The following is a 14351-nucleotide window of genomic DNA, read 5'->3' as shown; positions in this document are numbered from 1 at the left end:
ACCTGGGACGGACCTGCGGCTGCTGGACAGGAGGGCGCTGGGCCGGGGCTTCAACCTGGTGTTGCTCGGTGGCCTTGACTTGGCGCTTCGGTGCCGTCCGGGCGGTGCGGGCGAGTTGTCCGACGCGCTGCTGGAGTTGGTCGCGGTGGGCCTGGCGTTCGACCTGGCGGCCGGCTCAGCGCCGTTCGACAAGGTCGGTGGAGCAGATTGAGAACGCGCGCACCCTGAGCGCTGATACCCAACCCACGCCGCTCGCTCACGACCAGTACTCGCCCCCCGAGCGTCTATTCACCCTGTCAGCCGCACGCCGACGGCCGAGTGGCGGCGGGAGGCGATACGGGGGCTTATCAGCGCACGCACCGCTTGCCCCGCCGGGCCCGTACTCGTGGCCGTGCGCACAGCGGACGAGGCGGAACTCCTTGCGCCCATGCCGCCATCCAGAATGGATACTCTCTGCTATCATTCGATCGCCTTACGTGATACTCGGGAGTGTGGCAATGCGCCGTGCCGCTGTACCGGTCGATGCGGTGCGGCGTTCTCGTCTTCAGCAGGTCTCCACTGACTTGGCCGACGACTACGCGACGATCCAGCTCTTGGCCGCTGGCCTGGCCCGCATCCGAATCAACCAGCAACGTGCCCTGTGGAGCACCCCCGAGTCGGCCGGCACCGCAGTGGGCCTGCCCGCAGCATGGAACGCGGGGGTGACCCGTCTGCTGTGGCGACTCCTGGAGTCCGGGCACCGGACTATGCCCAGTCACGCGGAAGTACTCCGTTGGTGCCAGCTGCCGCTGGCGCAGTGGCCCGTCCAACTCCACCTCGCCCCCAGTGACGGCGGGTTGCTGCTAATCGAGGACGGGCAACCCTCCGCGTTCACGGATGAAGCAGCACGGATCGTGCTCTCGAAGGACCCGGAAGCTGAGCTGGTGGAGCAAGGTGCCTTCGAGTTGCTGATGACGGTCGCCGACCGTAACACGGGGAACCCCCAGGACACCTACGTCTACCTCCGGGGGTTCCTGGTCGACCACGCTATCGCCACGGACCTGGACCTCCTCGACCTGATCAGGCGCTTCCCCGCCCGCGACGCGCACGGTGTGCCCTGGGCCAAGCAGTGGTTCACCCACTCCTACCGCCCTGTGGCGACTGACGGAACCCACACGTTCGTCGTCTGCAACGAGTGCGGCAACCCGTTGGCTGAAGGCACTACCTGCGGCACCCCCGGCTGTGCCTGCTCGCCCGCCCTGCGCACGGTGAAGGCCATCACAGAGTGCTTCGTACAGCACCGGGCCGTACGCAGGTTTCACCACGATCCGGGGCTGTGCGAGATGAGGGTCTTCGCCGCCCTTGAGCCGGTTCTCGGTGAGCGGCTGCACCGCTGGTGGGGCATGGACGCCGTTGACGCGGCTGTCGACTTCGACGGGACTGGCACGATGGGCACCGGACTCTGGTGGGCGGCCGACGTCAAGGACCACGCGAGCGCGTCCATGCTGGGAGGCAACTTCCGCTGGGACGCACGGGCCAACGCCGCTCGCCGGTTCCTGGTTGTCGCCCAGCACCAGGCCGAGCGGCCCGACTACATGGACGACTTGGCCACCGCGATCGAAGGCAGGGCCAAGGGCGTCGAGATCATCTCCGAGGATGCCTTCATCGAGGCAGTGCTGGCACACGAGCGTGCCCGGAGGCATCCGTGACCCGGGACATCACCACTTGGTTCGATCAACTGAAGGTCGAGGCCGACGCGACGGGCGCGACAGACTTGGTGGAACCGGCCCTGTCCATGGAGGAGTTCTTCCGGGTTGAGTTGGGCCTGCTGTTCATGGCGGAGTTCCTCCCCGGAGAAGCTGCCCTGCTACTGCGCAAGGTCCTCGACGGCTACCTCGTCTCCCCGGAGCTCGGGGCGGAGAGCGTGGTGCGCGCCGTGCGGCGGCGCATGGGGGCTACCGCCCGCGGGGGCCAGTGGAAACTGCGGCTGAACGCCTACTGCCAAGTGCCAGTGCACCTACGCCTGTTCGAGCCCGAGAACAGCAGCACGTTGCGAGCAGTCAACGACACAGTCTTCCGCCGTCGCGGTAGCGCGGTGCTGCCCGGCCGCCAAGCGGCCTACCGACAGGCGATGACCGCGCCTGTGGCCTATGTCGCCGAGCGCGTGCACGAGCCGGCCCCGCCCGGCGCGCGGGTGCGCTTCAAGCGCGACGACCGCAGTACGGTCAGGCTGCGCCTGCCCGACTGGCTTCCCGCCCCCGCGCCCATGCCGCTGCTTGCGGCGAATACCTCCCGTACGCGTCGCCTGTTCCCTCCGATGACGGAGGACGACCTGCGCCAGGTGGCGAAAGAGGCCAGCGACCTGCTGAGTGGTCACCCGCGCTACCGCACGGAGAACTTCACCCGCCGCGTCGACAACCTCGTTTTCGCTCGTCCCCGGTGGGACGACGTGGGCGGGCTGGAAGAGGGGCTGGGTGTGTTCGCCATCGACGGGGTGGCACACATCGTCGGCCTGATGAACGCGGGCAAGACGACATTCAACGACCTTCTTGTGAAGTTCGCGGTGGACCGCGGGCTAAGGGTCGGCTATCTGGTCACATCGGTGGGCAACGCCTTGGAGAAGGTGCGCTTCTTCCGTGCGCTAGGCATCGATGCCATCCCACTAATCGGTTCCCGCAGCCGTACCGAGCATCTCGATCGGTACTGGGACGACCAGTTGTACGTCGCCCAAGAAGGACAGCCGGCGCCGCTGCCGGAGGGCGACGACGCCGCCGCGGACTTCGCCACCGACCTGTGCATGCTGGAGTCCCTACTGGAACCGGCCGGCCCCGTGCACGAGCCGCTGACCGCCACCGAGCGGCCCTGCCGCGGCAAACTCGTCGTGGAGAGCGGCAAGCGACGCAAGGCGGACTGCCCCTTGCTGGCCGTCTGCCCGGCTCAGGCCGCAGCCCGGAAGGTGCCCACGGCGCAGGTGTGGGTGACCACACCAGCGGCACTGCTGGCCTCGTCTGCGGGGCCGGCCTCCTACAAAGCCCGGTGGATCACTGCGTTCCAGCACGACCTCGACCTGGTGGTGGCCGACGAGGCCGACCAGGTGATGACGCATTTCGACACCAAGTTCATGCACCAGGAGCCGCTTACCGCACCGGACGGTTGGAGCAGTCGCCAGGCAGTGGCCTGGCACGAGGCCCTGGGACGCACCTGGTACCACGCCATGGGCTACAAGAAAGGCCAGCGCTACCAGCAGTATGTGAACCACCATGCGCAGGCCATGGCCGGGCTGCTCCCGCTCCTACTTCCCCCCGCCGAAGGGCAGCAGGACCGCACCGCAGGCGTTGATCTGCTGACCGAGGTGGTGGCCGACGGGCCGTTCAGCGGCCACACCCTACTGATGCAACTGGCGCGAGCCCTGCACGGCATCACCGGTCACACCGAACGCGAGCAGGACTCACACCTGTGGCAGCAGGCCGAGGAGTACTTCCAGGAGCACTTCTCGACCCTGGTCGGCTCTCCGTTCGCCGCCCCGCCGACCAACCTTCGCCGCTTGGTAGACAGCATGACAGCGGCCTACCAAGTGGACACTGACGCCGAGGACGAGGCACAGGCGTGGGTGTCCAAGCATGCCCCCGCCGGCCTGTCCCTACCCCCGGGGCGGTTGAAGGAGCTGGGCCGACTCCTGACGGCCGGCTACTGGAGCGCACGCCTGACTGCCTCGGTGTTCGAACTGTCGTCCATGCAGGAATCCATCAGGTCCCTGATGCCGATGGAGGACTTCGGTAGCCTCCTCAAGCACCAACCGCCCGCCGAACTGCTGGCCATCGTCCCTGAGCAACCGATGGGCAACATGATGGCGCTGCAGTGGTCGACCTCACCGAAGAAACCCGGCGGCGCACTGGACGTCTTGTGGCTGCGAGGGGTGGGCCGATGGCTGCTCTACCATCTCCACGACATGCTGGCCTGCGAAGGCATTCAAGGCCCGCACGTGGTGCTGTCCTCCGCGACCAGCAGCAACCCCTACTCCGCCCGCTACAACATCGACATCAACCCGACACTGATTCTGCGGGAACCACCCGACTGCACCGCAGCCCTGCGGCAGAGCCGGCTGTACTTCCGGCCCCGCCGTAGACCCGGTCACGAGCGAGGAATCTTTGTGTCCGGTGCCGGAGGCCGAGCGGCCCGGCAGGCCGCTGTGCGGACGATGACCGACGCGGTGTGCACCCCCGACCCCGGAGCCGTGGCTTCCCTGCTTGACCAGGTCCTGGACGGTTGCGACCCCGACCGGCGCAAGGCCCTGTTCGTGACCCTCAGCACGAACGATGCCGAGACAAGCGCCCTGTACATGAACACCCGCACCCCGGTGCCCGCCCTGCACGTCGTTCCCGATAAGCAACCACCGGGCATGTACGGCCTCAACCATCGCCGCATCTCCTCCTTCCCTTCCACCGGCGCGCGGGTCATGGTCGCCGCCGAAGGCTCAGCAGGCCGCGGCCACAACTTCCTCAACCAGCACGGGGTCGCCGCGATCGGCGCGATCTTCTACCTCGCCCGACTTCACCCACCGCCCACCGACCTCGGCTTCCCCCTCGCAGTCCTCAACTCCCAGGCCATCCACCGCCTTCAGCGCCCGGTGCGCTACGGCGGGATCGGCATCGATGCGGGACGGGAAATGAGGGCCTTGGTCTTCGGCGCTCGCTCCACCTGGAACACGATGATGGGCCGGCCACTGAACTTCCGGGCGCTACGCGACGCCTACCTGCGCGACGCGTTCGTCAGTGACCAACTGAGCGCGCTCTACCAGACCTCCGGCCGCGGACTGCGCGGCAACGTCCCCATCCGGGTGTACCTCCTCGACGCGGCCTTCGCCCCACGCGCCGCCGACCCGCGCGACCGCACGGCCGACACTGACCGCACCAGCGTCCTCGTGGCCTCCCGCTCCCTGGTCCGCCGCATGCTGGCCGACCCCGGCCCGAATGCGGACCCGCAACGGCTCACCAAGCACGCGATCGCCACCGCTGTGTGGGGCCTGGCCTCCCACCTCCTGGAAACCATCGACTGGGGCTGATATGACCGCGACCGACACCACCGACCCGACGGCCGACTCCAAGCGCAAGGCCCCGCCAAGCTACGCCCACATCCTCATCCCCACCTTCACCGCCCGGCCTGACGCGGAGTTGAAGGCCAGCATGCACATCGCTCCCTTTCCTCCCGCACTGCTGGAGCGCCTGCTACGGGCGTGGGCCAACAATCCAGACTCCGATTCTCCCTACCTGCCCACCTACGCACTGCGGGAGTTGGTCCAGCAGGTCGAACCTGCCGTCGTGGCCGTCGCCGGCCGCCTGGACGAAGGCGGACCTTGGCTGTACGCACTGCAACAGCCCAAAGACGAGCTGCCTCTGCAACTGGCCATCGAAGCCTGGGCTGTCGCTCACGTCGCCCCCCATCAGGAGGACGTCGATTGGCCGACCATCATCAAGTCGGCCATGCCTCTGCAGTGGACCAACAAGGAGGTCAACCTCCTGGGCACCGGCCAGATGCCCAACGGCACTGCGGCCCCCCACCCCCCAGCCTTCGACCTCCTTGCCAGCTACATCACCGCCTCCTGGGTCGACAACAAGCTCGCCATGCCAGGCCAGCCACACAACGGACATCTCGTGCTCGGACCGATGGAAGACCGGGGTGCGCGCAGCCTGTACACCTGGCCCCCTCAGGAACTCACCGACGACGACGGCGCCCACGGCCTGTGGACCCACCGCACCTGTCTGCGCATCATCTCCATGCCGCACGACGGTCAGCTGCTCCTGCGTGCCACTCCGCACATCGCCCGCTTCGGTGGCACCCAACCCGCCTACATCCCCCGCCGCGGAGGCAAGCCGGCCCAGGCCACCGTCCTGATGTACCTGCCCAGCGGCGCTCTGCGCTCCGTGGAGAGGCCGATGCTGCTGAAGGTGCCGGTCACCGTCACCGGCAAGAAGCTCGACATGCGCTGGCGCTCCCTGCCGAGTATCGCCCGCATCCTGCCCTCCCTCCCCAGCAGCCAGCACTACCCCGACCCCGAACAGGTCCGCACCGATCCGCGCTCAGCAGCGGGCCTGCACCGGCCCGAGCCCCGACGCGGCGACCCCGCAGCCCTGTTGCTGCACTCCACCGGCTACACCTACTTCGCACCCACCGACGACGAACCCCTTTCACCCAAAACCCCCACCCACGGCCACCCCGCTGAGACCGGCCTTCAGCCCATCGACCACCTGCAGCTGTTCGAGCACCTCAAGGCGCCCCTGTCCGCCTTCCACTTCACCCCCGTGGAACCCCGCGCCAAGGCACCCCAACGCCGCCCCCCGCGCGTCGAGCCCGCCCGCGACAACGCCCACCACATCCTGGAACTGTGGCACAGCCATCCCGACACCTACCAGGCCATTCATCTCGCCCTGACCGGCCTGCTCGGCTACCGGCACCGGGCCCAGGACCCCGAACAGGCCGCGCTCCACCACTACGACGGCTCCACCACGCTGTCCATCCAGCTGATCAACCCCGACACCGTCACCTCCGGCCTGCCCAAGCCGGACAAGGACGCAACCACCGAAGGCCGCCGCGCCCACCGCGCCGAACAGCGCCGCACCCGTATCGACGAACTCGGACGCGCCTTCCCGGACACCGGTCAACTGGTCGGATGCCTGGTGGAGATCGACAAGCCGGTAGCCTTCGCGCTCGCCTACCAGGACGACCCCAAACCGCTCCTCAAGCAGACCCTGCCCGCGCTCGGCCGGCACGTGCAGTGCCTGCACCCAATCACCCGCACCGCCAACCCCCAAGCCAAGAACAGCGCCGCACAGCCGTTCCCGGGCAGCACCATTCGCAACGACGACGTCCACCGCGCGGCGTCCGCCGTGCGCGACATCCTCCGCTCCATCGGACACCTACCGCGTCTGTCCCGTCCCCGTGGCCTGGACGGCCCGTTCGAAATCGTCACCGTCCACATCGCCAAGGCCAGGAACGGCGTCGTCCCCTACATCCTGCGCAGCCACACCGACGGCACCACCACCGGCCAGCTCATTCCCACGCCCAAGCACCCCCGCGAAGCCCCCATCGACATCCAGGACCTTCCTCGCGCCCTGGTCAACGGCCGCGGCCGGCTCCCCTGGCGCGAGCGCCAGCAACTGGTCGACTTCATCACACAGGCCCTGGCCACCGACTCCCACACCCCACGACTCTTCCTCGCCCGCGCCCAATCGCTCCGGCGAACCGACCTCTGGCCCTGGCTACAGAACCCCCATATCAGCCCCAACCAGCTGCGACTGCCCGGCCAAGACTGCACAGGCGTCCTGCCCGGCCCCGCCCGTACTCCCGCCGACCTGCCCGGCCTGCGTATCGTTCGCATCAACGAGGCACCCGACGAAATCCCCCTCGCCTTCGGCGTGAACCTTCCCACCGCTGAACAGCACGACGAGACACCCAAGCCAACACCATCGCCGGCCGACCCCGACGACATCGCACCTCTAGTGTCGGACGCCGACGACGCACTGCCCTACGAGGAGTGGGGCCGGTATTCCGGCGTCGTCCCGTGGAATGACCACACGTACCTCGCCATCAACCCTCGCCCTGATACCAACCGGCTCGCCAAAACTGCATCCAAGTACGACGGCCTAAACTACCTTTCCCGGCACGGGGCAAATCCCCATGCTCTGGAGATTCACATCTCTTTTCACCAGGCAGACGATAACCCGGCTGACCTCGCCGCATACGTCAACCACCTCCGCCGGTGCCATCTCCACACAGACACCCCCACTGCATTGCCCTGGCTCCAGCACCACGCCAAGCTGCTGGAGGAGTACATCGACTGACCTCTTCAGCTTTTGTGCCCGTCAAGTCCGATGGGCATGAGGCCAAGCAGATGATGAATGAACGAGGACGCCAGGGATCGCGCCGCCTTGGCAGCCCGTACGTTACTCTGCCGGAACTTGCCATCTGGCCCGCTCTGGCGGGTCTACTCAGGACTTCCTGGGACAAGAGCGACCTTGGCCCGGCCCACTGGCCGGGCGCCTAGCATCCCAGTTTGAGGCGATCAAAACTGCGCGCCTCCCCCATCCGCAATGGGCCGAATCCCCGTGCCAATGAATGACATCGCATACTCGGCCCAACTGCGGATATGCGGGTCAACACTTGCGTCAGCCGTCAGAAAAGCCAGAGCCGACGCGGTTACTGGGCCGCAAGCAAGATCGATCATCATGAGCAGGAGTGCAGCCTCATGCCGGTGGGCTGGCATAACACCTGCATTCGCGACCAGCGCACGCAGGGGCTCTCGGGCCATTACTTCCTCGCCTGCTTCGGCTATTTCTCGACAGGCTTGTAGCACCAGCAGGGGATGCGCCGACTGCGAGATGGCAATTTCATATAGGAAATCGACTCCCAGGCGACGTTGAGCTGCGCCGTGGGTGACCAACTTGCGTGCGGCAAACGCACGCACCTCGATACGTTCTTCAGACTTGGCAATCCGCGTCAGCAGACGCGATGATTTGGGAGGACTGATCCAACCCAAGGCATGGATACGAGCAGCCGAAGAAACGCGTTCAATCCCGTCCAACGAAAGAGCCATGTGCTCCAAAGCGCCCTGCGCTGCGCGGTGAAGGTCCGGCCCCAGCAAGGCAAGCTTCTCCAGGGCGCGGAGCTGAGCCTTATGTGGAATCGACCAATGCGTCCGAAGCCGTCTGATATCTCGGGCAAGCCGGCTCCGCGCTGTCGGCCCGAGGTCCGCTGCTGCGGCTAGTACATATGCCGGGTCACCGACTTCGAGAGGAGACCGCTCAAGTTCGTCGAAGATTGCTGTGTAAGCAGCTTCATGTCCAACCTGATTGACTCTTGCCAGGTCAGTTGCCAGTTCAATCCGCTCCGCCGGAGAAGCATGCTCAATCATGCCCACCAAGGCAGAGAAAGCCACATCTGTGTGGCCGACGCGAATGTCCAGAAGCATGCGCACTGCTCGCCGCCGGTCCCGCTGGTCTGCTGAAATATCTTGAGCCACGTCTGCTAGATGGCGACCTGCCTGAGAGCGCTCGTCAAGAACAACGAGCGTCTCGAAGATGCCGAAGGCATCTGGAAGTTCAACTTCTATCGCAGCCTTGCCGAGTAGCCTGACGGATGCTTGGCGCGATTCCTCGCTCCAGCTCCCTAGTGATCTGACCGCCCTGCACCATGCTCCCACCCCGAACGGAAAGCCGGCCTCGATCTGATCCGCGAGATACTTCGCCGCTTTCCCAGAAAGGCTTGGATCGAGCTCCCGGAGTACGGCAACGAAGAATTCAGGGCCACGCGAATCGTTTAGAACTAGTTGCTCCGCCATGACTTCGCTGCCAATTACCTTGGCAACCCGCAAGTACATCTGCATGAGTTCCGAGTCGATCATCGGCGCCGCAAGAAAATGACTGACCAAGGAGGCCGCCGGCACCAACGCGTCTCCGGCTACACCTTCTCGAATGACGACGCAAGCATCCCCGAATAGTTCCAGGCGCAGCTGGCGGGTCGGCTCGGCGACGATGGAATCGCTAAATACCTGCACGGCCGCCGCCACAGACTGCGGGGGCCCGTAGACCAGGAACGCTGCTAGGGCATCTCGCTGGACCGGGGACAGCCGATTAGCACCCTCAACCAGTTGCATCGCGTCGTTGATTGTCTCTTCAGTATGCAAATCCGCTCTCGAAATAAGCCATTTGGCCGCACTCCCCCAAAGTGGATCATATAGAAATACGTCCAACCGGTGTCTCGCGCCCGCCGACTCCTTGAAAGAATTATCGAGTTCGCCAACATCGCCATCACAGAACAGTCCTTCGACGCTCTTCCAGTGGGCATCCAGAGATTCCCTGGCAGCAGCCCTGGAGATCTCGACAAGAGTCTCAAGGACGACGCGGGCGATCGCCGGCGGGTTCAGCAAATCGCCGCAGGATAGGCCGAATCCGCTTATCAGGTCTTCTGGAATGCCGTCTTTGTGACCATGGCGAGTGCCATCCTCAAGACCCATTCTGGCCTCATCCGCCAGCACTTCATCTTTGACGCCGACATAAGCTGCAGGTTCCCCGGAAAATCCCACCGAGGCAGACCAATCTGGATTCTCCCTCGCCCGCCAGTAATAGATCGACTTCCAGACACCGGAGCGGGCGGCCCTGTTAGATCCCTTAGTCACCGTTGGCCGCAACAAGTCTGGAACATCTAATTCCTGTCCTTCTTGCGTTGCCTCCTCGATCTCCTGCATCAGATCCTGGACCGCCTCGCTATAGCCGGTCGATACGCCTCGGAGGTCTGCCATCAGATTGGCCAAGCAAGGCCGAATAATTGAATGCGCCAGCCCTCCGAGGTCCACGAGAGATTCCGCTGCACGCAATCTCAGCGCGCGGGTCACTTCTCGGCTATCGACGATCTGCGCAAGACCATGCATCCCAAATAGAACATTCTCTCCGCCGGTGCGCAAGAGTGCACGCGAGCAGGAGTCGCGGACCGGAGCCGGGAAGGAATAATCTTCCACAACCGTCCGGAGAATATCTACCACTTCACCTGGAGCGATCTGCACGCCATTAATCACCCGTACGGCCTGGCTCATATATCCAGCATCCGTAATCGTGCGCCAAAGCCAGTAGTCCACTGTTTCGGCAAGCACTTCTCGCTGCTGTGGCAGGCTTGGCACGCCTTCGAAGATCATGGCGGCAGCTAGTTCGCGTGCTCGGTCATTCCCGGCCAGGAGCCAGTCAAGGAGCTCGGTAGCCTGCCCACGGAGTGCACGGTGCAACAAGGTGGTGCGTTCACGACCGCCGGCCAAAGCACCCCAGAGCACGCTCCACCACACTGGATCGGCCGGGTCGAATCGGGCGGGCAGTAGGTGGGCCTCAGCGGAGGCCGCGAGGTGCTCGGCAAAGCTGTGGTGGATGAACCTCAACGTTGCACCGTCGTGCACCAGCAACCCGGTCGAGGTCAGCACTGACGCCACCAGTGCCATCCAATCGGGGGGCTGCGGGTGCGGCTCACCCCCGGAGCTGCGGAGCCATTGCAGTGCGGTTGGGAGCAGTGGCTCGCCGCGGAGTGCCGCAGAAGCTAGATGTTCAAGCAAGGAGGCACGCTGATCGACGAGGTGTTGCACTATATGGTCGGCGCCTGGCCAGCCGCTAAGGCGTTTGCGCAGGTCAACGACCAGTTGCGCGGCTCTGGAGTCATACAGGTACCCCAGGAACTGCTCGTAGAGGGCGAACCGGCTCTGCGGAAGGGGACGCTCCGGCTGGCTCTCGAACACGATGGCAGCCACCGTGGCGAGCAGCGGCACAGAGACCACGTCCTCCAGGTGACCCGACGCCACCTCCTTCAAGAAACGCTGAGTCAGCTCCGATTGTCCAGCGAACCACTTCTCGGCGAAGTCCTTCCGTTGGTCGCGCTGGAAGGGCTCGATCTCGTACCGAGCCAGACTATTGACAGTTCCCCAGCTCTCGGCCTCGCGCTCGGGGAGGGATCGGCTCGTAATCAGCAGCCGATGGTCGGAAGCAGTACTCATGAATCGGCGCAGTCGAGCAGACAGGTCGGCTCGCGCCGCGGTGTCCTCCACCTCGTCGAGGCCATCCACAATGACCAGCCAGCGCAGGCCAGATGCGGAACGGGAAAACAGGTCGGGGCTGAGGCCAGCCCGCACTTGTACTGCCACCGATTCGGCTGCGGCGTCCGCAATCGCCTCCAGGAGATCAACGCGGCTACGGGAGGCTAGGTCCCTTGCGAGGACACGAACCGGGATCAGCGGCCGCCCATCACTCTCCCCAGTTTTGGGTACAGCGACCAGCTGGGTGGACAGTTGCAGTGTGAGTGTGGACTTTCCGGTGCCCGCGGCGCCTAGCACCATCAGGTGACGGTGGTAGGCCAGTGATTCCTCGACGGTGCGTGGGGACCGGTGCCCGTTGTCGGGGGGTGACGGAAGTGACTTGATGTCGACCTTCTGTCGGGCCGCTGCCGGACCGTCCGCGCTGTCGTCGGAGAGTTGTTGCCGGATGTAGACCAGCGTCAGGTCATCGCGGTGAACGCCAATGGCCCGGTACGGGAACGCGCGGGCGGCTTGGGCTTGGGCGGTCAACAATGTTTGCACCTGGGGGTCGAGCCGTGCCCAACGATCGTCGCCGTTATCGAGTACCCGCCGGATGATCTCGTCGCCACGAATCGCGTAACACTGTCGTACAGGGGTGTCAGTGCGTGTCTGGGCTACGGGCATCGGATCGTGAGCACTCACCATCAGTCCCACGACCGCAGAGCGATCACGGTCCCAGAGAGGGCTTCCGCTGTATCCCCCCTGCACTGCGTGGCCGGTCGGAGGGGTCTCCAGAACAACCCACTCGTCAGCGATGCCATTGACCTGCAGCCGTACGACGGTGCTCGGCTCGCCGCTACCGAACCACGTCCACGCCCGCTGAGTCAGAGTCGGTGCAACAAGTGGAACCGGGCGCAACTCGGACAGGAGTGGACCAGCGATCTTGAGCACCGCAAGGTCACCCGACCACCGTCGGTCCTTGCCTCGCACCGGTGCGAAGTTGACGTCGGTCAGCGAGCGCGCCGGCCACCAGTGCTCGACGGTCGCGCTGGATTGCGTCCCAGGCGCTGCGGGGAACGCCAGCCTGACAGTCGCTTCCCCCGGGTGGGACTGCTCGAAGACATCGCGGCCAGGCAAGGCCAAGTTGACCACGTGGGCACAGGTCAGCACCGCGATCGTGTCATCCGCGATATGGGTCAGAACTCCGCCGCCAACGACCCGCCCGTCCTCGGCCAGGAGGGTGACGAACGCGGCCCACAACCCTTCATCAGCCTGCGGCACCGTTTCCCACCTGCCCGCAGGTTCAGCTCGTCGTTACGGTCGAAACCTCAGGCAGCTGTGCGGAATCCCCGGAAGCAAGACTCCACTTCGCCGAGATCGTGAAGCTCGCCTCGCCGCCGCTCACTACCGCCAGCTTCAGGCCCGCCGTGAGCTTCACACCGAACTCCACCGATACCTCGTCGGGAGCTTGGGGCATGCGGCGCACCTGATCATGAAGGCTGCTCAGCACTGGGACAACTGGCGCGAATGCCTCACGCAAAGTCTGACCAGCCTGTTGGACCACCCGTCCCGTCACCCCCACAGGACCGACCGACGAGTCCCCCGGCAACTGCTGGTGAGCCTCAGCAGCACCAATCGCCTGAACAACCGGTGCAACTTCAACGAGTACGGCCGTTCCGTCAACGAAAGTGAACTCCACCAAGTCCTGCATACGCCCCCCAAGCGATCGTTGACCTGCAGCCCCGGCACATCCGCCGAAGTTGCCGTCGTACTGCGGTGGCCACACTACCGGGCATGGTGGGGTCTCCTGGGGCACAACGAAGATCCCACGCACGGTTAGGTGTCACGTCGGGTGCCACCTGTCTCTGTGGTCACCCGTGGATAGTCTTGACAGTGCCGCAGTTGGGCCCCAGTCCTCGTGGGACCAACCGAACTCCCTGCTGCAGGACGGCAGAGCAGTCAGCACCGGTGTCCTTGGCGGTTGGTCGGATGCAGTGGCCGGGCTCCCCATAGCCCTCCCGGTTGTCGGAGGCCAGTAGCACCCTTGGCTGCATGTACTACGGGGACCTGGTACCGCATGCACCCGGCTTGTACGCCAACGAACGCGAGCTGGCCGACAACGTCCTTGCTGTGCTCGAACCCCACTTTCACATCCAGCGCGAAGTGCCCGGCGGCTACCCGAGCGGCAAGGCCGTGCGCCTGGACGCTGTTGTCCGGCCTCGCGACCCGGCCGGCTGGTTCGACCTGGACCCAGTTCTCGGAGTGGAGTTCAAGCTCCCCGAGAGCATCTCGGGCTACCGGGACTTCGGTGCGCAGATCGCCCAGGCCGCCGACTACAACCACTGTGCCTTCGACGCTTACGGGCGGCTGACCGTTTTCCTATGCCCGTCGCCTGTCGCAGACCTGTTGAACGCCAAGAGCCACTTCGAAAGCTTGGCCGCCCGCAACACGATCGAGTACCAGCGAAAGATGGCCCGGACTCTCGAACGTATCGGGAGGCCAGACGCGAGCGAGGAGGAGATCGAGGCCGCCGCCCGCTCCCGACAACAAGTGGAACGCAAACGTCTGGAGACCGTCGAAGCGGGAGCCAAGGCCGAGGGCTACAAGAGCACGGCCGACCGCGACAGGCAGCAGGCTCTGGAGAAGGCCAGGTTCGCGGCCCACCTGCTCGGACAGCTCGGAGTCGGCGAGCTGATGCCGCACCGCACGAAGGGCTGGACGCTCCTCAGGTCCGGAGAACACGTCTGGAGTCAGCAGACAGGGCCCGTACGGTGCCATGGCACCGTACGGCCCAAGGTCGGCAGCCGGTAGTCGGCGGGTTTCTCCGGAG

The 14351-nt window shown here is 65.3% G+C and carries 6 protein-coding genes; 4 read left to right on the top strand and 2 right to left on the bottom strand.

Translation table 11 applies throughout. The annotated features are described in order from the left end of the window. Positions 1–497 precede the first annotated feature (497 nt). Genes P3T37_RS01650 through P3T37_RS01640 form a run of 3 tightly spaced genes read left to right on the top strand, consistent with a single transcriptional unit; the run spans position 498 to position 7817 of the window. On the top strand, positions 498–1688 hold the full coding sequence (locus P3T37_RS01650; protein ID WP_280721686.1) for a hypothetical protein: 1191 nt from the start codon (positions 498–500) through the stop codon (positions 1686–1688). After that, complete coding sequence (locus P3T37_RS01645) at positions 1685–5041, top strand: hypothetical protein (protein ID WP_280721541.1); 3357 nt, start codon at positions 1685–1687, stop codon at positions 5039–5041. Before P3T37_RS01650 ends, P3T37_RS01645 begins: the two co-directional genes overlap by 4 nt. A 1-nt stretch (position 5042) precedes the next feature. Then, positions 5043–7817, top strand: a complete 2775-nt coding sequence (locus tag P3T37_RS01640; protein ID WP_280721540.1) for an RNaseH domain-containing protein — start codon at positions 5043–5045, stop codon at positions 7815–7817. Between the two features lie 221 nt (positions 7818–8038). Here P3T37_RS01640 and P3T37_RS01635 read toward each other — a convergent pair whose 3' ends face one another. Then, positions 8039–12802 (bottom strand): serine protease, encoded by a 4764-nt coding sequence (locus P3T37_RS01635; RefSeq protein WP_280721539.1) that lies wholly within the window; start codon positions 12800–12802, stop codon positions 8039–8041. Between the two features lie 22 nt (positions 12803–12824). Then, complete coding sequence (locus P3T37_RS01630) at positions 12825–13220, bottom strand: CU044_2847 family protein (protein ID WP_280721538.1); 396 nt, start codon at positions 13218–13220, stop codon at positions 12825–12827. Between the two features lie 353 nt (positions 13221–13573). Between P3T37_RS01630 and P3T37_RS01625 the strand changes: the two genes are divergently transcribed. Further along, on the top strand, positions 13574–14332 hold the full coding sequence (locus tag P3T37_RS01625; RefSeq protein WP_280721537.1) for a hypothetical protein: 759 nt from the start codon (positions 13574–13576) through the stop codon (positions 14330–14332). Positions 14333–14351 lie beyond the last annotated feature (19 nt).

The sequence above is a fragment of the Kitasatospora sp. MAA4 genome (assembly GCF_029893355.1).
In the GTDB taxonomy this organism is placed as follows: domain Bacteria; phylum Actinomycetota; class Actinomycetes; order Streptomycetales; family Streptomycetaceae; genus Kitasatospora.
The sequence above is the reverse complement of the archived record's forward strand: the minus strand, read 5'-3'. Positions and strand labels throughout refer to the sequence as shown.

Bases quoted from the DNA above. Each gene is read 5' to 3' on its own strand.
- P3T37_RS01650 (WP_280721686.1), top strand. From the start codon at position 498: ATGCGCCGTGCCGCTGTACCGGTCGATGCGGTGCGGCGTTCTCGTCTT.
- P3T37_RS01640 (WP_280721540.1), top strand. From the start codon at position 5,043: ATGACCGCGACCGACACCACCGACCCGACGGCCGACTCCAAGCGCAAG.
- P3T37_RS01625 (WP_280721537.1), top strand. From the start codon at position 13,574: ATGTACTACGGGGACCTGGTACCGCATGCACCCGGCTTGTACGCCAAC.